Below are 18661 nucleotides of genomic sequence, written 5' to 3'. Positions count from 1 at the left end.
CGTGTCGGTCGCGACCTGTTTCTTCGCCGCTCTGGTGATGTCGCTCCTGCCGGACGCCATCGCTGTGCCGCATTCCGCGCCGCCGTGGCGGCGCAGCGCAGCGGCGCTTGCCACCCACGTGTCTTCGGTGGTGACCGTATTCCTCCTGACGCTGGCGGTATCGGCACGCCCGCTGTTCGCAGGTTTCGTGGCCGTATCGCTCGCAGGGCTGCTGGCCGTGGTCAGCAATGCCAAATATGCGTCGTTGCGCGAGCCGCTGGTCTTTACGGATCTGAGCCTGTTCAGCCAGCTCTTCCGGCATCCGCGGATGTATCTGCCGTACCTCAGCCCCGCCAATACGCTGGCGCTTTGCGCCGGTGCGGCGCTCTTTGCTGGCGTCATCGCGCTGAGCGCGCCGTTGCCCGATGCGCCGCGAGAGCTGCTTTTGGTTGGCGCGGCGGCCTGCGCCCTCCTGAATATGGCTGCCGCGCGCGTCCTGCCACTTGCAATGCAACCCGAGGCCGATCAGCGCCGGCATGGTTTCTACACCGTGTTCGTGGCATATCTGATGAACGGCCTGCGGCCCGCAACGGCGGCGGTGCTGCGCGCCGCGATGAGCCGCGGGCCGTTCTCGCGCCAGGCAGAACCAACCGTGCGGCCAGACGTCATCGTCATCCAGAGCGAATCGTTCTTCGATGCCCGGCGGCTCGGGCCCGAGGTGCATGCGGATCTGCTTGCAAACTTCGACGCAGCCTGCGCCGGGGCAATGCAGTACGGCCAGTTGGAAGTGCCCGCCTGGGGTGCCAACACCATGCGCACGGAATTTGCCGTGCTCTCTGGGCTGGATTCCGACGCGCAAGGCTACGCCCAGTTCTATCCCTACGCGTATGTACGCAAGCCATGTACCACGTTGGCGGGGTGGTTCCGCCGCGCGGGCTACCGTACAGTCGCCATGCATCCGTACTACGGTGACTTCTTCGGCAGACACCGCGTTCTCCGACTGATGCATTTCGATCGCTTCCTCGATATCCGCCATTTCAGCAGCGCGCAGCGTGCCGGCCCGTACGTGGCCGATGTTGCCGTGGCCGATGCCATTCAGACTGAACTGGAAGCCGCCGGCGACGCGCCGGCATTCATCATGGCGATGACCATCGAGAACCACGGGCCGCTGCACCTGGAACGCGTAGCACCCGGTGAGGCGGCCGCCTACCATGCGTTTGGCGAAGGCAAGCCGTGGGATGACCTGACTGCCTACCTGCGCCATCTGGCAAACGCAGACGCCATGATCGGCCAGTTGACGCGTTATCTGGCTGCGCGCAACCGCCCCGCGATCCTGTGCTTCTATGGCGACCACGTGCCCGCGTTGCCGGCCGTCTACGGGCAGACCGGCCACCTACCCGTCCATAGCGACTACCTGCTTTGGCGTAGCGATACTGCAATAGCGTCGTCACGCCAACAGGAGCCCGTACGGGTGCGGGCCGAATCACTGGGCCAGTTGCTGGTCGATTGCGTCAGCGCGCAGCAACTGGCCACGCAAGCAAAAATGACTGAAACAACCGCAGCAAACACTGAGCGCCAACAGCAGCAGTAGCCCAGGGCCAGCTTTGGGCATGCGCAGAGGCCGCAAGTGAAGTCGCGAGCAGAGAAGAAATCGAGCAGGTGTAACTACATGAAAGATGCAATAGCCGTTGTCGGGATGTCGTGTCGGTTTCCGGGGGGCGTCCGTAGTCCGGAAGATTATTGGAAACTGCTGGTTGCAGAAACCGATGCCGTGACCGAAGTGCCGCCCGACCGCTTCAGCACCGAGTTTTACCAACACCCCTCCAAGCGCGAACCCGGTAAGAGCTATACCTTCGCAGCCGGCGTCATGGACGACGTTGCCGGCTTCGACGCAGATTTCTTCGGCATCTCGCCGCGCGAAGCGCAGCAGATGGATCCTCAGCAGCGCCTGCTGCTTGAACTGGCCTGGGAAGCCTTCGAGCACGCAGGACACCACCCCCAGAAGATGGCCGGCCAGGACTGCGCGGTGTTCGTGGGCGTGGCGGCGCAAGACTATGGCGACCGGGGTGTCGATGACCTCAGCGTGGTGGACGCGTATTCGGCCACGGGCAATACGCTGAGCATTGCCTCCAACCGCATCTCCTATTTGTTCGACCTGCGCGGGCCCAGCATGTCGATCGACACGGCGTGTTCGTCGTCGCTGGTGGCTTTGCACCAGGCATGCAACGCGATCCGCGCCGGGGAAGTGGGTACGGCGCTGGCAGGTGGCGTCAATCTGCTGCTGCACCCGTTTCCGTTTGTCAGCTTCGCCAAGGCATCGATGCTGTCGCCCACCGGCCGCTGCCGGGCCTTTGATGCCTCGGGTGACGGCTACGTGCGAGCCGAAGGCGGCGCGCTGGTGCTGCTCAAGCCGCTATCCAAAGCGCTGGCCGATGGCGACACCATCCACGCTGTGATCGCATCGTCGGGCGTCAACTCCGATGGCCACTCGCAAGGCGGCATTAACGTGCCGGCGTCGGCCACGCAAGCTGCCCTGCTGGAGAACGTTTACGCCCGCGCCGGCATCGATCCGCGCGAACTGGACTATGTGGAGGCGCACGGCACCGGCACCGCGGTCGGCGACCCGATCGAGACGCGCGCGCTGATCGATGTCATTGGAAAGTTGCGCCGGCCAGATGCGCCATTGCTGATCGGCTCGGCCAAAACCAACGTGGGGCATCTGGAAACCGCCTCCGGCATGGCCGGCTTGCTCAAGGCAATCCTGTGCCTGAAGCATCGTGCCGTGCCGGCGTCGATTCACTTCCGCACACCGAATCCCAATATCGACTTCAAGGGCGGCAACCTGCGCGTGGTGGATCGCTACATGCCGTTGCCGGCCAAGGGCGAGCCCCTGCTAATCGGCGTGAATTCGTTTGGTTTTGGTGGCACCAATGCGCATGTGCTGCTGCGCGAAGCGGCGCCAGCGCCCAAAGCCGCGAACGCCGACAAGGTGCCCCGCGCAGGGCAAGACCACCCTGTCCCGCTGATGCTCAGCGCACGCTCAACGCAAGCACTGCAGGCGCTGGCCGCTGCGTATCGGGAACACCTCAGCGCGGGCGTGTCATGGCAGGCGCTGGCGGGGGCGACTGCCCATCGTCGCCAGCCCCTGCGCTACCGCGCCGTCATTGCCCCGGCCGACGCTGCGGCGCTTGCCACAGAAGGTGCCGCGGCGCTGGCGGCGCTGGCGCAAGGCGAAACCTGTCCCGCTGTAGTGACCGGCGAAGCTGTTGCCAACGACGGCAAGCTCGCGCTGGTCTTCTCGGGCAACGGCTCCCAGTGGGCTGGCATGGGACAACGCCTGGTGCAGGAGGACCGCGTCTTCCGGGAAACCATGGAGCAGATTGATGCCTTGTGGTGCGCCGACGGCAGTGCATCGCTGCTCGATGTGATGCGCGCCGGCGCCACGGCCGAATGGCTGAATCGCACCGAGAACGCGCAGCCGCTGCTTTTTGCCATGCAGGCGGGCATCGTCCAATCGCTGCTCGCACAGGGCTTGCGTTTTGATGCGTGCTACGGCCATAGCGTGGGCGAAGTGGCAGCGGCGTATGCCGCCGGAGCGTTGTCGCTCGAGCAGGCCGTGCTTGTCATCAAGGTGCGCAGCCGCGCGCAGGCGCTGACTGCCGGCAAGGGCAAGATGGCCGCCGCAGGCATGGATGAAGCCACTGCGCGCAGCCTCATCGCCGAGCTGGGGCTGAGCGATGCGCTGGAAATTGCTGGCATCAACAGCCCAGGTGCCGTCACACTGGCCGGCCCCGCTGCGGCACTGGAAGCCATCCAGGCCCGCGCGGTACAGGCAGGCCAGTTCTTCCAGATGCTGGACCTCGACTACGCCTTCCACAGCCGACACATGGAGGCCATCCGCGATGTGGTGGTCGGAGGTCTGCGCGGTCTGCAACCGCGGGCCTCGCACGGCACCTTCGTCTCCACGGTGACTGGCACGCCGCTCTCCGGCACGCAGTTGGATGCAAGCTACTGGTGGCGCAATATCCGCGAGCCGGTCAGCTTCGAGGCGGCCACGCGCCAGTTGATCGGAGAGGGCATGCGGCTCTTCTTGGAAATCGGGCCGCACTCGATCCTGCGCACCTATGTGTCGCAATCGCTGGAGAAGGCGCACGCGAGCGGCGTTGCCCTGCCCACGCTCAAACGCAACCACGACCAGGCCAGCCAACTGCGCAATGCCTTCTGTGCGGCGCTCGCGCATGGCGCGCGGCTGGACCTCGATGCCGTCTATCCCGATGCCCACCGCGATGTCGTGCTGCCGACCTATCCGTGGCAGCGCACGCCATACTGGGCGCCCATCACCGCCGAGGGCTATGACCTGGTGCACCGCAGCCGCGAGCATCCGCTGCTGGGCTACCGGTTGAAAGAATGCGCGGCCGCCTGGGAAAACCAGGTCGACCCCGTCAAGCTCCCGGAACTCGCCAGCCATGTGGTGGATGGCGCGATCACGTTCCCTGGTGCCGGTTATGCCGAAATGGCGCTGGCCGCGGCACACAGCTACTACGGCACCACAAGTTGCGCGGTGGAGAACCTGGAGATCCGCACCCCGGTGGTGTTCCAGGCGCAGCAAGGCCGCCTGTTCCGCTTCACGCTGGACCCCCGCACAGCAGGCTTTGTGATTGAGACGCGGCCACGCGTAAGCGATGATCCCTGGACCATCAACGTTGTTGGCCGCCTGCTGGTTGGCGGCCCGCCGCAGACAAGGCCGGCAGTCGAGCCGCAAACCCTGGCCGCGCTGGAAGCCCAGCCCCTCATTGCCGGCAATACGCTGTACAAGGCGGCGCGCGAGATCGGCCTGGAGTTTGGTGATGCGTTCCGCTGGGTGCAATCGGTCCGCATTGATGGCGACGTTGCATTAGCCGAGCTTGCGGCGCCCGCCTCGCAGCAAGACCGGCTCGGGCGCTATGCGATGCATCCGGGCGCGCTCGACAGTGGCCTGCATCCGCTGCTGGCACTGATGGCCGCCGGCCAGCCCGGCACTGACCAAGCCGCCTATGTGCCGGTGCAGTTCGGCCGCATGGACTATTACGGCGGCATGCCCGCGCGCGTTGTGGCACGGGTCGAACGCCGCAGCCCCCATTCGCTGGTGGCCAGTTTCCATTATCTGGATAGCGCGGGCGGTACGGTGCTGAAGCTCTCCACCTGTCGATTCCGCCGCGTCGATCTGCTCGGCCGACGCCACGGTGGCCCTGGCCGCTATGTCTTCGCATTGGAAGCGACGCCGGCAAGCGAAGCCATCTCGGCGGCGCCGTCGCCGGCCAGCCTGCTAGCCAAGGCAGCCGCAAGCGTCGCCGGCACCGAGGATGCCGCGCATCGCCATACACACCTCGCCGAAGTGATGCCGCTGATCGACGTGCTGGCCGCGGCCTACGCGTTGCGCGCCGTCGAATCGCTGCAGCTTCTTGGCAAGGCCGAGTTGCCGGCTTGTGCGAATCCGGCGCTACTCGCGCGACTGGTCGACATGCTGCTGGAAGACGGCGTGCTGGCGCGCCACGACGGTCTGCTGGTGCGCGGCGAAGAAGCGCCGCCGTCCATCGAGAGCATCTGGCGTGGCCTGCTATCGCTGTCGCCTGGCCATGTTGCCGAACTCACGCTCCTGGCCCATTGCGGGGCTTCGCTGCCTGCCATCTTGAGCGGAGAACGGGAGGCGAACGATGTCCTGCCGCCAGGGCGCAGCAGCCTGCTGGACCATCTGTTCGAGGCCTCGCCAACATGGTCCCATGTCAATGCGATGGCCAGTGCCTGCCTGGCAGCCGCCATCGAAGGCTGGGGAGAGCGCCGCCGCATGCGCGTGCTGGAGGTCATCACGCCCGGCGCCAATCTGTTCCAGCCGATCGGCACACATCTGCAAGGCCGGTGCGACTACACCATCGCTGGCAGTGCCGAGCAGCTTGGTGCGTTCGATACCGGCCGTCATCCGCTGATCCGCACTGCGGCGCTGCAGCTGGGCGACCAGCCTGAACTGACGGTTGAAGCGGGCCGCAGCCACACGTTCGATGTGGTGGTGATCAACAACCTGCTGCGCACATCGGGCAAGCCGGACCGGCTGCTGGCCGCCGTGCGCATGTGGATGAGCCCCGGTGCCTTGCTGGTGCTGAGCGATAGCCAAGCCAGCCGTTTCTCGGACATCGTGTTCGGCTTGTCGCCCGAATGGTGGATCACAAGCCGCGGCGACATGCTGCCCGCCCCGGCCATCGAAACGATGCTGCTCGCCCAGGGTTTCCAGACACAGGCGCGCCACGTTGAAGCCGACCTGCAGATCGAAGGCGCACCGGTACTCTTGCTGGCGCGCCGTGAGGCCGGGCGCCCGGCCGATTCACGCGATCTTGACCAAGCCATTGGAGACGAAATCGGCGGCACGGTTGGCGCCCAGGCCACAAACTGGCTGGTGGTATGTCCTGATACGCCGGCGGCGCTTGCCACCCGGCTGGCAGCCGCGCTCGACGAGGCGTGCGCCAGCATTGGCCCGGGCGAGCGCACACCGCGTGTCGCGGTGGTGGAGTCTCCCGAGGCGGCGCTGGCACATACGGCGCTGGACGCGGCCGGTACGGCATGCCACATCGTCTTCCTGGCCGCTGACGCCCCGCTGCTGGACGATAGCGCCAACGCGGCTACGCTGATGGCGGCACAGGACTCCACCTCGGTCGCGCTCGCGCGGCTGGTGCGCGGTCTAGGCCGCAAGCGCGCCAACGTGCGCCTGACGATCGTCACCCGCGGTGGCGCGCCAGTGGCCGCACCGGGCACGCCCGCAATGGCATTGCAGCCGCCGCAGGCCACGCTGTGGGGTCTTGGCCGTGTGCTGATGAACGAGCATGCCGAATTGCATTGCAGGCTGATCGATATCGACCCGCGCCAGGCACAACCTGTGCCGGCGCTCGTGCAAGAGTTGCTGTCCGGCGATGCGGAAGATGAAGTGGTGCTCGGCCTTGAGGAGCGCTACGTGTCGCGCATGCTGTCCGCTGAAGTCAGCGAACTGCGCGAACGCGCCGTGCAGGCCGCAGCAGGCGAGCAGGCCGCACCCGCCGTGCTGGGCTTTGAGTCATCAGGTTCACTGAGCCATCTGCAGTGGTTCCCGTTGCCCGCGTTCCAGCTGGCGCCCGACGAAGTCGAAGTGGAGCCGATGGCCGTGGGCCTGAATTTCCGCGACGTGATGTACGCGATGGGCCTGTTGTCCGACGAAGCCGTCGAGAACGGCTTTGCCGGTCCGACCATCGGCATGGAGTTCTCCGGCCGCGTCACACGCGTGGGCAGCGCAGTCACGAACTTCACCAACGGCGATCTGGTGCTCGGCTTTGCCCCCGCCTGCTTTGCGAGTCGGCTGCGTACCCGCGTGACAGCGCTGGCGCACAAGCCCGCTCGGCTGAGCTTCGAGGAAGCCGCCACGATCCCGAGCACGTTCTTCACCGCCTATTACGCATTGAACGAACTGGCGCGTGTCCGCAAGGGCGAGCGCGTGCTGGTGCACGGCGCGGCCGGCGGCGTCGGCATCGCTGCAATCCAGTTGGCACGCCACTTGGGCGCCGAGGTATTCGCCACGGCAAGCAACAATGAAAAGCGGGAGTTTGTGCGTCTGCTCGGCGCGAGCCGCGTATTCGACTCGCGTAGCCTGGCATTCGCCGATGAGATCCGGCGTGTGACGGCAGGCGAAGGTGTGGACATCGTGCTCAACTCGCTTGCCGGTGAAGCGATGGTGCGCAGCATCGACGTACTGCGCCCCTTCGGCCGCTTCCTCGAACTCGGCAAGCGCGATTTCTACGAGAACAGCCGCATCGGCCTGCGCCCGTTCCGCAACAACATCAGCTACTTCGGCATCGATGCAGACCAGTTGATGGATGCGTCACCGCAACTCACGGCATCGCTGTTCGAGCAGGTGATGGCCCTGCTCGAGCAAGGCGTGCTCGATCCGCTGCCATACCGAGCCTTTCCCGCCTCGCGTATCGAGGAAGCTTTCCGCTACATGCAGCAGGCGCGCCAGATCGGCAAGATTGTGGTCACCTTTACGGGCGGTGTGCCCGCGCCGCAGGCAGCCAGCACGCCGCGTCTCGCGCTGGATCCGTCAGCCGCGTATCTCATTGCGGGGGGCACCGGCGGCCTGGGCTTTGCCACAGCACGCTGGCTGGTCGAGTGCGGTGCACGCCATCTTGTGCTTGCAAGCCGGCGCGGCACGCTCGCACCCGAACTGGCCGAGGAAGCTGCGCATTGGCGTGACACACTGCATGTGGATACAACGGTGATGTCCTGCGACCTCATTGATGACGTGGCGGTGCGGGCTCTGGTCGACGGACTGACCAGCCGCAGCACACCGCTCAAGGGCGTCGTGCATTCGGCGATGTCCATCGCCGACGGCCTGATCGCCAACCTGGACGACGCCAGGATGCGCGACGTGCTGGCGCCCAAGGTCGCTGGGGCCTGGAACCTGCATCGGGCCACGCGTGAACTCGCCCTGGACTTCTTCGTGGTGTATTCATCGGCCACGACCTTGCTTGGTAACCCAGGTCAGTCCAACTACGTTGCCGCCAATGCCTTTCTCGAAGCGCTGATTCACAAGCGCCGCGCGCACGGCCTGCCGGGTACCTATATGGCTTGGGGCCCACTCGAGGATGTGGGCTTCCTCGCCCGCAACAGCCAGACGCTCGAAGCGCTGCAAGGCCGCATTGGCGGCCGCGCGATCACCTCGGCACAGGCGATGGCCGCGCTCGAACAAGCGCTGCAGCGCGGCGACGCTGGCGAAGCGGTGCTGTGGCTAGACTGGAAAGCCATCTCGCGCGTCATGCCGGCGGCACGCTCGCTGCGCTATCTGGAAATGCAGGGCGGTATCGGACAAGAATCCCAACGTGCCGATGGCGCCTGCTTGCAGGTCGAGATTCGCGCCCTTGCACCAGCGGAAGCCGTGCAATTGGTGATCGAGACCCTTCAGGCACAGATCGCCCGGATCCTCCACCTGTCTGCCGCCAAGATCGATGCTGACCGCTCGGTGACCGACCTGGGCATGGACTCGTTGATGGGCATGGAACTCGGCATGGCGGTCGAGGAATGCTTCGAGGTCAAGCTGCCGGTCATGATGCTGGCCGAAGGCGCGACCGTCCGCTCGCTGGCGCAGAAAATCGCGGAATCGGTACGTGCGGGCGCCAGCGAGGGGCAGGAGACAGGCGCTGCGAGCGATATCGCACAGCAGTTGACCTCCCTGTCGGCCATCCACGGCACCGAAATCAGCCGCGATGAATTGCACCGGATCGCCGGCGAAATGGCCGCCACCCGTCCAGTCGCCGCCAGCGTTGTCACGGAGCCTACGCAATGACGGCCGAGCCGGGCTGGGCAAATCACCAGGGAACGCTGGCGCGCGAACTGCGACTCTCCGGCCATGGGTTGCACACCGGCCGACGCGTCAATGTGCGCGTGCATCCAGAGAGCGCCGGGCACGGCATCGTGTTCCGGCGCATGCGCGGCGGCCGGGCACTTGCATCGCTGCCCGCGTCCGTAACGCTGCACCTGGGGCAGCCGCTGTGTACCGCGTTGCAAGACGCCGACGGCTGGCGCGTACGCACAATCGAGCACCTGCTGGCAGCTTTGCTGGCGTGCCAGATCGACCACGCCACCGTTGAACTCGACGCCGAAGAAGTGCCGATCCTGGATGGCAGCGCGCTGCCCTGGCTGCGAGCGATCGAGGCGTGTGGTCGTCTCCCGCTGGATGCACCCAAGCACTTCCTGCGGATTCGCAAGACGGTCACGGTGGAAGACGGCCACATGCACCGCACGACCATCGAACCGGCCGACCACTACATAGTGTCCGTCACCAACGACCTCAAAGGGTTTGGTCAAATGAACTGGCAGGGCATCATTGATCCTGCGTCGTTCGCCACCGACATTGCGCCCGCACGCTCCTATGGGCGCCTGCGCTGGGCGCTGCCAGCCATCCTGTCCGGGTATCTGCGCGGCAAACCGATCTTGCGCGGTGCAAGGCCGTCATGCACCGCTGCCATTGTCGGCTCCAGCGTGATCGGCGGCATGCGCCTGCCTGTGGAATTCGTGCGGCACCGCGTGCTCGACCTGGTAGGCGACCTTGCCCTGCTGGGCGCACCGCTGCTTGGCAAGGTCACGGCCTTGCGCCCCAGCCATGAAATGAATTACCGGCTCTGCGCCGCCCTGCTCGCACAACCCGATGCGTGGGAATGGGCAACCATCACAACCTGACGAAGGAATATGCAGTATGAAACTGGGAGACCAGTTGCGGCAGCAGCTTGCTGCCAAGGCCCTGAAGCGGCAACTCGATCGGGTCACAAGGGAAATGGAGGTGGGAGACGAAGGGGCTGTCGCCGCAGCGCATGCCGGCACAGCGTCGGCGGCACACCTGGCCGATCCGGCGGACTATGCTGCGCTGTGCCGCTTCGATACCCTGCCCGCGTACCAGCAGGTCTCGATCATCCGCGAGATGAGCGGGCGCTTGCGCATTGCCTCGCCCTTCTTCCGTGTCCACGAGGGCGTGGCCGGCGCCACCACACAGATCAACGGCCATACGTATATCAACTTCGCCAACTACAACTACCTCGGGTTGTCCGGAGACCCCGAGATATCGGCCAGCGCCAAGGCCGCGATCGACCAATACGGCACCTCTGCCTCGGCAAGCCGCATGGTGGCGGGCGAGCGCCCAGTCCAGCGCGAGCTGGAGCGGGCACTGGCAAGCGTTTATGAGGTCGACGATTGTGTCGCCTTTGTCAGTGGGCACGCCACCAACGTCACCGTCATCGGCTGCCTGTTTGGCCCAGGCGACCTGATCGTGCACGACTCGCTGGCGCACAACAGTATCGTGCAGGGAGCGCAGCTCAGCGGTGCCAAACGACTGAACTTCCCGCACAACGACTGGGTAGCGCTCGACGCCCTGCTCACACGTGTGCGGCGCGACTACAAACGCGTGCTGATCGCCGTGGAAGGCATCTACAGCATGGATGGAGACCTCCCTGAGCTGGAACGCTTCATCGATATTAAGCGCCGCCATGGCGCCTTTCTAATGGTTGACGAAGCGCATTCATTCGGCGTGCTGGGCGACACCGGCAAGGGCATACGAGAACATTTCGGGCTGGCCGGTCGTGATGTCGATATCTGGATGGGAACCTTCAGCAAGACGCTGGCGGGCTGTGGCGGCTATATCGCCGGGGAGCAGGCGCTGATCGATATCCTGCGTCACCTGGCTCCAGGATTTTTGTACAGCGTCGGCATCTCACCGGTGCTGGCTGCCGCCTCGCTGGCTGCATTGCGGCGCATGCTTGACGAACCTGAGCGCGTGGCCACTCTGCGCGAACGCGGGCGTCAGTTCGTTGACGCCGCGCGCGAGGCGGGCCTCGATATTGGCCTCAGCGCCGGTTATTCGGTTGTACCTGTCCTTACGGGCAGCTCGCTGAAGGCCGCGCAATGGGCCAATGCGCTCTTCGAAAAAGGTATCAACACGCAGCCGATCTTCTACCCGGCGGTGGAAGAGAAAGCCGCGCGGCTGCGCTTCTTCATCTGCTCCACCCACACGCCCGAACAGATTGCGTATACGGTGCAATCCGTCGCGCAACTGGCGCGCAGTTGAGGTGCATATGGAGCCGCGACAAGGTGTGAGATCGGAATCGGCGTGCATGGCCTTGCCCGCGTGGACGACTGCCCCATCCGCAGATCTGTCAGCGCTTATGTTCCGCCGCGCCAACGCCAACGATGCCGCAGTGCTAGCGCCACTGGTACTCGCGTCGGGCAGCGAGGAATTTGCCTGGCTGCTGAATGCCCCACCCGACGCGTGCGAGGATTTCTTGCGCCATGCCATTGCCGCCCCACACGGCCGCTTTTCTTGGACTCGCCATCTGATCGCCACGCTCGACGACCAGCCGGTCGCAGCCCTCGCGATCCAGGATGGCCGCCACAACTGGCTGGATGATTTCTACGCGGTCAGAGACTTCCTGAAGCATTTTGGCCTACGCCGTGTGCCTGGCATTATTCGTCGCGGCCTGATCCTTGAAAACGAAATCCCCGCGCCGACACGACGCCAGACCCTGATCGCCTACTGTGCTACACACCCCGACCTGCGGGGCCGCGGCATTTTTCGCTCGCTCTTTGCCCATGCGATGACACGCCAACTGCTTCCCGCCAGAGCCGGCCAGATGCTTGTGCTCGATGTGCTGAACACGAACCGGCGCGCAGCGGCACTGTACCGGGAGCTTGGCTTCGAATCGATAAAAGATGGCAGGCGTTGCTCATCCTGGTTGCCGGCACACTTGGCAGCCACGCGGATGCGCTATCGCAGACAAGACAACTAGTGAGTCCAGGTATGAGCATCCTGTTGACCGGGGCGACCGGTTTTCTCGGCGGCGCGATTGCCGCCAATCTGGCAGACAAGGGCTTGTTGGGCGATACCCGCTTTGCAATCCGCGGCACAACCGTTGCCGAGGCGCTCACTCGCCTGCGGATCAACCTGGCCCGTTTTCAATTGCCCCAATCGACGCTGGATGGCATCACCGAAGCCCAGATCGTGCCGTTTGACCTGCGCAATGCAGCCGAAGCCAAGCTTGGCGACCCGGACATCATCATCAACTGCGCCGCGCTGGCGACGTTTTCCAACCACCCGTCGCTATGGCAAACTAACGTGGACGGATTGCTGGCGCTGGGCCGACAGGCCAGCCAGGGCAAGCAGTTGAAGCGTTTTCTGCACGTCGGCACGGCCATGTCGTGTGGTCAACTGGCCGATCGCCACGTGCACGAAAGCTGGACCGTACCGCCGCTGGAGCAGCATGCGGTGAAGTACACCTATTCCAAGGGCATGGCCGAGCTGAAGCTGCGCGAGGCGCTTCCAGAATTGCCGCTGGTAGTGGCTCGACCGTCCATTGTGGTTGGCCATAGCCGGCTGGGTTGCGCGCCTTCGGGCAGCATCTTCTGGATGCTGCGCATGGTCGCCATGCTGGAGACCTTCAGTTGTCGGCTGAGCGACCGCGTAGATATCCTCTCGGTCGACGACTGCGCACAGGCCATCGTTGAGTTGGCGCTCAAACCTGCGCTCGCGCACGACCTGTATCACATCAGCGCGGGCGACCCGCATTCCGAACAGATCGAGACGCTCTACCCGCGCATCAAGGGGTGCGCTGGTCCGGAAGAGGATGCCCAGGCACTAGCAAGCTATCACTTCCAGCCGACAATCGAAGAGAAGGCGCTGGCGCGTAAGTTCCTGCGACTGTCCGGTGACGGCAACGTGCGGCTGGTGGCGCGTGCCATCCACCTGTACGCCAAATTCGCCAGCATGAGCTACGTGTTCGACAACGCGCGGCTAGTGAAGGAGACGGGCTTCCAGCCTCGCTCCCTGCTCTGCTACCTTGACCGCTGCATGGACACGTCGAAAGGCGTATCGATTACCGCGCAGATGCAGTGGGACTACAAGTGAGTCCGCGGGCCGATCCGGCCTGCACGGTCAGAAACAGTACCCGTGCTATAACCATCGGCGCTTTTCGAAGACTCCATCCTCGACCCCAGTGTTTCCGTTTGACGCGAAGCTCCATTGGCCTAAGGAAATCAATGGCACCATGGACACGTATCACCGCTGGATGGAGGTCGTCGTTGGCGGCACCCTCGCCGGCCTGCCCATTCTCAACATACCGGCTGGATTCGGTTCCACTGGCTTGCCCATGGGCCTTCAGGTGATGGGTCGGGCTCAAGCAGACCTTTCGGTACTTCAAGTTGGTTATGCCTATGAGCGAGCCAGCGGCTACACAAAGGTGCGCAGCGCGCTGTTGGGCTGACAACCTGGCGAGAGCTTGCGTGATTTGCTGCGGCTCGGAGAGCCCGCCGCAGTAAATCCGCAAGGGCGATGGTGAGCCCGGTAGTAGCTCGCGACGGCATACTTGGAATGCCCGAGTTGCGCTCCGGGGAACTACTGACCTGCCCCCAATAAATCGGTCCACCGGGAAGCTAGTAGAGTCCGTTTTACTAGAAGCCCTCTGGCCCTGTTACCGGGGCAGGTCACTACTGGGATGAGACGACGCCATGAACAGGGGCGCAAAGCTGGACGTGATTACCCTGCAGATCAAAGCCATTCACGCCAGAGGCCGAAGAGCACTCACAGTGCGCGAAGCGGTCGCGCTCCTCGAGAAGCTAGACCAGGTGTACATGGGTGTACCCACGTCCACGCAAAAGAAGCGCGGCAGGAAACGTAAAACGCTCCGCACCCAATACGACGAAGCCTACGAACGGCGGCGGGCCCTGTACTTTCGTCTTGTTAGGTTACCAGTACTACGTACTGGCAAAAGGACCCTCAACCACGAAGAAATCGAGCGCCTGTTCTTAGCGCTGCTCGACCAGGGCGTCCCTCCTAGAAAATTGGTCTCCACGGTGCTTGCTGACCTGCAACGAGATCGAACCAAGCCCTGCCCCGATGAGCGCACGCTCCGAAGAATCCTCGCTCGGATGCGGTCTAATTTCCAAAAATGATCTGCCCGCCCGAGGGCGGAAAATGCAGGCCTACTGCTTGCCACGTGATCCGGAATTGTCCGGACGCTTCGTCAGGAGCGACACATGGCAACCACCACTCGCAAGGCGCTGCCCCCGAGGAGCGCCAGACGGCATCCGCTTGACATTAGCTACCGGCCTCCCGAGGCCTTGCGCGGTGACCCACGCAACGCACGGCTGCACAACCCGCGCCAGCTCCGGCACCTGACCGAGAGCATTCGGTCCTTTGGCTTCAACGTCCCGATCCTGATCGACGCCGACGACCGCGTCCTGGCCGGTCACGCCCGCCTGCTGGCTGCCCGGGAACTCGGGCTGCGGCAGGTCCCCACCGTTCGCCTGGAGCACCTGTCGCCTGAGCAAGCCCGCGCCTTCCAGATCGCCGACAACCGGTTAACCGACCTCAGCACCTGGGACGAGCGACTCCTCGCCGAGCAGTTGCAGGAGCTTGCCGCTGTCGATCTCGAATTCAACATCGAAGCCACTGGCTTCTCGATGGGCGAAATCGACCTGCGGATCGAGGGCTTGGCGGAGACAGAAGCGACTGATCCCGCCGACTCCCTGCCCGAGCTGGAGGCACAAACCGTATCGGTGGTCGGCGACCTGTGGCAACTGGGCGAGCATCGCATCCTGTGTGGGAACGCGCTGGAGGAAGCGTCCTATCGCACCCTCATGGCCAGCGACAAGGCCACGATGGTCTTTTCCGATCCACCCTACAACGTCCCGATCGACGGTTTCGTCGGTGGCAAGGGCAGGATCCGGCACCGGGAATTCGCCATGGCGGTTGGCGAGATGAGTTCTGGTGAGTTCCAAGCTTTCCTGGCAACGGTGGTTGGGTACATGGCAGCGCACAGCGTGGACGGCGCTCTCCACTACCTCTGCATGGACTGGCGCCATGCCCACGAGCTGCTGGCCGCGGCCGAACAGCCCTATGCCCTCAAGAACCTGGCCGTCTGGGTCAAGGATCGCGCCGGCATGGGCAGCCTCTACCGCAGCCAGCACGAGCTGATCTTCATCTTCAAGCACGGCAAAGGTCGACACCGCAACAACGTCGAACTGGGCCGCCACGGCCGTGACCGCTCCAACGTCTGGCACTACCCCAGCATCGTCAGCGATCGCAAAGGAGAAGAAGGCGATTTGCTGGCCCTCCACCCTACCGTCAAACCGATCCGGCTGGTGGCCGACGCCATCCTGGATGCGTCCGCGCGCGGCGATGTGGTGCTGGACCCTTTCTTGGGGAGCGGCACCACGCTGATGGCCTGCCAACGCGTCGGGCGGCGCTGCCGTGGTATGGAACTCGATCCGCGCTACGTCGATGCCGCCATCCGCCGCTGGCAGCGCGACACGGGCGAGGCGGCCATCCACGTCGCCAGCGGCCAGACCTTCGCCGCTTGTCAGCGCAAACGCAGAACGGCAAGCACCAGGAAGTCAAAGATGGCCACCACGTCGGCCAGGAGGGTAAGTCATGGCTAAACGCTCCAAACGCGAGCCTCCGGCACCGGATATCGCGGCGCCGTATGAGATCGGCTACGGCAAGCCGCCCAGGGCACACCAGTTCCGCAAGGGCGAATCGGGCAATCCGAGGGGGCGCCCCAAGGGGCGGCGCAACCTGCTCACCGAAGTGCATCTCGCGCTGAACGAGGAAGTTTCGGTGGTCGAGAACGGCAAGCGCCTGCGGTTAACCAAACGCGCCGTGATCTGCCGCCAGCTCGCCAACCGTTCGGCGGCGGGCGATCTGGCCGCCCTGCGGCTTTTGCTGCCGCTGATCAGTCAGGCCGACGCGATGGAGGCCGATCAAGCCCAGCGGGAAGCGCCGCCGGACCCCCAGCTTGAACGCAGCCTGGCACAAGCGCTCCTTGCGCGGCTGTCGACACTGCAGGACCCTCCCGAACCGGAGACCACACCATGAAGCGCCCGCCTCCACAACTGCCTTATAAGGACATGTTGCGCCTGATACGCCACGATTTCGCCAGCTTTATCGCCGCGGCGTTCGATGTGCTCAATCCGGGCACAACCTACCGGCACAATTGGCACATCGAGCTGCTCGCCGCCAAGCTGACGGATTTTGCGATGGGCAAGACCACGCGCCTGGTCATCATGATGCCGCCGCGCAGTCTTAAGTCCCACTGCGCGAGCATCTGCCTGCCGGCCTGGCTGCTGGCGATGAATCCGGCCTGCCGGGTGATGTGCGCGAGCTACTCGCAGGATCTAGCCGATGCCCACGCGCGTGCCTGCCTTGCGCTGATGCAGTCGCCGCTCTACCGCGACCTGTTTCCGCATACGCAGTTGAGCGCCAGCCGGCCGGCGATCGCGGAATTCTTTACCACTCAACAAGGCATGCGGCTGGCGACGTCCGTCGGTGGCACCTTGACCGGCAAGGGCGGCGATTTCATGATCATCGACGATCCGCTCAAGCCCGAAGACGCGCTGTCGGACACGCTGCGCAATCGCTGCAACGAGTGGTACGACGGCACCGCGATTTCGCGCCTGAACGACAAGGCGAAAGGCGGTGTGCTGGTCATCATGCAGCGGCTGCACGAAGATGACCTGGTCGGCCACGTGCTCGAGCAGCACGACTGGGAAGTTGTGCGGCTGCCGGCGATTGCGGAAGAGGATGAATCCCATGTGGTCGAGACGCCCGTCGGTCAGCGAACGTTCGGACGCCGGGCCGGTGAAGCGCTGCATCCGGCGAGGGAATCGCTGGAAACGCTCGCGTGGATCCGCGCAGCACAAGGTGAGTATCACTTCGCAGGGCAATACCAGCAAAGGCCGGCGCCGCGCGATGGCGGGCTGTTGAAGCAACCCTGGATGCGCTATTACGAGCCCTACGAGCGGCCCGGCGAGTTCGATCACATCGTACAGAGCTGGGATACCGCGGCGAAGGCGACGGAGTTGGCCGACTACTCCGTCTGCACGACCTGGGGCCTCAAAGGTGAGCTGTTCTACCTGCTCGATGTCGAACGCATCAAGGTGGATTTCCCCGATCTGCGGCGCGCCGCGATCCGGCTGGCCGAGCAGTACCGTCCACGGGTGGTGCTGGTGGAGGATCAGTCCAGCGGCATCCAGCTCATTCAGGAACTCGCCGCCTACGGCCTGACGGTCAAGCCCTGGAAGCCCAAGGGCGACAAGGTGGTGCGCTTTGCGGCCATCACCGGTCTGTTCGAAACGGGCCGCGTGCGCATCCCGCGCGACGCGCCCTGGCTGGACGAATTCATCTACGAGCTGACGATCTTCCCGAACGGGCGCTATGACGACCAGGCCGATTCGGTGGCGCAGGCGTTGGGGTGGATTCAGGATAACCCACCCGAGCCCGGCATCACGGGTTTCTACCGCATGAAGTGCGAAGAGCGGCTCAGGCGCGGAGAATGAAGGAAGGCGGGCACCCGAGGGAGCCTGCCTTCCATAGACGGAATAGGCGGTTTGCATTGACCGCTGGCGAGCGACGATGGCGGCCGCGGTGTTTCAGTGCGCAACCGGACCCGCAGAGCTGCGAGTTGGAGGCGCGCCTTCACAAGCTCCTTGATGTGCCTCAACTTCAGAGCGTTACTGGTGTCACCGCCACGGCTGGCGTGGCGACACCACCAGGAGCGCATCATGACCGAATTTGCTACGCCCGAGGCCTGCCGTCCCGCTGCTGCGGCCGCGACCACCTCCGCCCCCACGAAGAGCCGCAGGGGCCTCACACATTGGGGGCGAACCATGGCCGCGGCGGTAGTGCTCTGCACCGCGTTTGCCGGGTGCTCGAAGCCGACCGATGCCGTCGTGCCCACCGACCCCAAACAGTGGGACGGCGAATTTGCACAGAAGATCAAGAGCCTCAGCGAGGCTGACAAAGGCCTCCTTGCCGCCTACTTGCTACGCACCCAGTTGGGCGAAGTCTTCGGCAAGCAAGGCATGCCAGTCGGCACAACCGTTGGGCAGGCCATTGATGCGCAGCGCCAGTGGATGGCTGAACAGGACGCCAAGAAGGTAGCAGCGCAGCGACTCAAAGTCGAGCTTGAGGCCAAGCAGGCGGCCACGGCTGCCGAACTCAGCAAGACGGTCGTGCTCACCTTCATGGGGCAACGCTACGTCCCACGGAACTTCGATGCGGGTCGACTCGACGGCCGCTTCTCCGTCGAGATCGGCGTCAAGAATTTGGGCAACAAGGCCATCAAGGGTGTGAAGTTGCAGCTCGCGTTCA

General features: G+C 64.5%; 10 protein-coding genes and 2 pseudogenes. All 12 read left to right on the top strand.

Features of this window, described 5'->3' with window-relative positions; translation table 11 throughout:
- Nucleotides 1-37: 37 nt before the first annotated feature.
- Nucleotides 38-1570 carry an LTA synthase family protein gene (locus tag PSUB009319_RS20465; protein WP_124384016.1) on the top strand — a complete coding sequence of 511 codons (1533 nt, stop codon included), beginning with the start codon at nt 38-40 and terminating at the stop codon, nt 1568-1570.
- A gap of 78 nt (nt 1571-1648) precedes the next feature.
- Nucleotides 1649-9316, top strand: coding sequence for a type I polyketide synthase (locus PSUB009319_RS20460; protein ID WP_124384015.1), 7668 nt, complete (start codon nt 1649-1651; stop codon nt 9314-9316).
- Nucleotides 9313-10209, top strand: coding sequence for a UDP-3-O-acyl N-acetylglycosamine deacetylase (locus tag PSUB009319_RS20455; protein WP_124384014.1), 897 nt, complete (start codon nt 9313-9315; stop codon nt 10207-10209). The genes PSUB009319_RS20460 and PSUB009319_RS20455 overlap by 4 nt, the downstream gene beginning before the upstream one ends.
- A gap of 16 nt (nt 10210-10225) precedes the next feature.
- A complete protein-coding gene (locus tag PSUB009319_RS20450; protein WP_124384013.1) occupies nt 10226-11587 on the top strand; it encodes an aminotransferase class I/II-fold pyridoxal phosphate-dependent enzyme in 1362 nt (453 codons plus the stop codon).
- Between the two features lie 97 nt (nt 11588-11684).
- Nucleotides 11685-12305: a GNAT family N-acetyltransferase gene (locus PSUB009319_RS20445; protein ID WP_260393069.1), complete on the top strand. Its 621-nt coding sequence runs from the start codon at nt 11685-11687 to the stop codon at nt 12303-12305.
- An 11-nt stretch (nt 12306-12316) separates the two neighbouring features.
- A complete protein-coding gene (locus PSUB009319_RS20440; RefSeq protein WP_124384011.1) occupies nt 12317-13420 on the top strand; it encodes an SDR family oxidoreductase in 1104 nt (367 codons plus the stop codon).
- Between the two features lie 79 nt (nt 13421-13499).
- Nucleotides 13500-13775: pseudogene (locus PSUB009319_RS20435) on the top strand (amidase family protein); the annotation flags it as partial.
- A gap of 244 nt (nt 13776-14019) precedes the next feature.
- Nucleotides 14020-14463 (top strand): hypothetical protein, encoded by a 444-nt coding sequence (locus PSUB009319_RS20430; RefSeq protein ID WP_124384009.1) that lies wholly within the window; start codon nt 14020-14022, stop codon nt 14461-14463.
- A gap of 84 nt (nt 14464-14547) precedes the next feature.
- Nucleotides 14548-15951, top strand: a complete 1404-nt coding sequence (locus tag PSUB009319_RS20425) for a site-specific DNA-methyltransferase (protein WP_124384008.1) — start codon at nt 14548-14550, stop codon at nt 15949-15951.
- Nucleotides 15944-16387 (top strand): DUF5681 domain-containing protein, encoded by a 444-nt coding sequence (locus PSUB009319_RS20420; protein ID WP_124384007.1) that lies wholly within the window; start codon nt 15944-15946, stop codon nt 16385-16387. Before PSUB009319_RS20425 ends, PSUB009319_RS20420 begins: the two co-directional genes overlap by 8 nt.
- On the top strand, nt 16384-17847 hold the full coding sequence (gene terL, locus PSUB009319_RS20415) for a phage terminase large subunit (protein ID WP_124384006.1): 1464 nt from the start codon (nt 16384-16386) through the stop codon (nt 17845-17847). The genes PSUB009319_RS20420 and terL overlap by 4 nt, the downstream gene beginning before the upstream one ends.
- A gap of 225 nt (nt 17848-18072) precedes the next feature.
- A pseudogene (locus tag PSUB009319_RS20410) lies at nt 18073-18661 on the top strand (hypothetical protein); the annotation flags it as partial.

The organism is Ralstonia sp. SET104 (assembly GCF_003851545.1).
In the GTDB taxonomy this organism is placed as follows: Bacteria; Pseudomonadota; Gammaproteobacteria; order Burkholderiales; family Burkholderiaceae; genus Ralstonia.
This window is presented reverse-complemented; position numbering and strand designations above follow the sequence as displayed.

Bases quoted from the DNA above. Each gene is read 5' to 3' on its own strand.
- PSUB009319_RS20450 (WP_124384013.1), top strand. From the start codon at position 10,226: ATGAAACTGGGAGACCAGTTGCGGCAGCAGCTTGCTGCCAAGGCCCTG.
- PSUB009319_RS20425 (WP_124384008.1), top strand. From the start codon at position 14,548: ATGGCAACCACCACTCGCAAGGCGCTGCCCCCGAGGAGCGCCAGACGG.
- PSUB009319_RS20440 (WP_124384011.1), top strand. From the start codon at position 12,317: ATGAGCATCCTGTTGACCGGGGCGACCGGTTTTCTCGGCGGCGCGATT.
- PSUB009319_RS20445 (WP_260393069.1), top strand. From the start codon at position 11,685: ATGTTCCGCCGCGCCAACGCCAACGATGCCGCAGTGCTAGCGCCACTG.
- PSUB009319_RS20460 (WP_124384015.1), top strand. From the start codon at position 1,649: ATGAAAGATGCAATAGCCGTTGTCGGGATGTCGTGTCGGTTTCCGGGG.
- PSUB009319_RS20465 (WP_124384016.1), top strand. From the start codon at position 38: ATGTCGCTCCTGCCGGACGCCATCGCTGTGCCGCATTCCGCGCCGCCG.
- terL (WP_124384006.1), top strand. From the start codon at position 16,384: ATGAAGCGCCCGCCTCCACAACTGCCTTATAAGGACATGTTGCGCCTG.
- PSUB009319_RS20455 (WP_124384014.1), top strand. From the start codon at position 9,313: ATGACGGCCGAGCCGGGCTGGGCAAATCACCAGGGAACGCTGGCGCGC.
- PSUB009319_RS20420 (WP_124384007.1), top strand. From the start codon at position 15,944: ATGGCTAAACGCTCCAAACGCGAGCCTCCGGCACCGGATATCGCGGCG.
- PSUB009319_RS20430 (WP_124384009.1), top strand. From the start codon at position 14,020: ATGAACAGGGGCGCAAAGCTGGACGTGATTACCCTGCAGATCAAAGCC.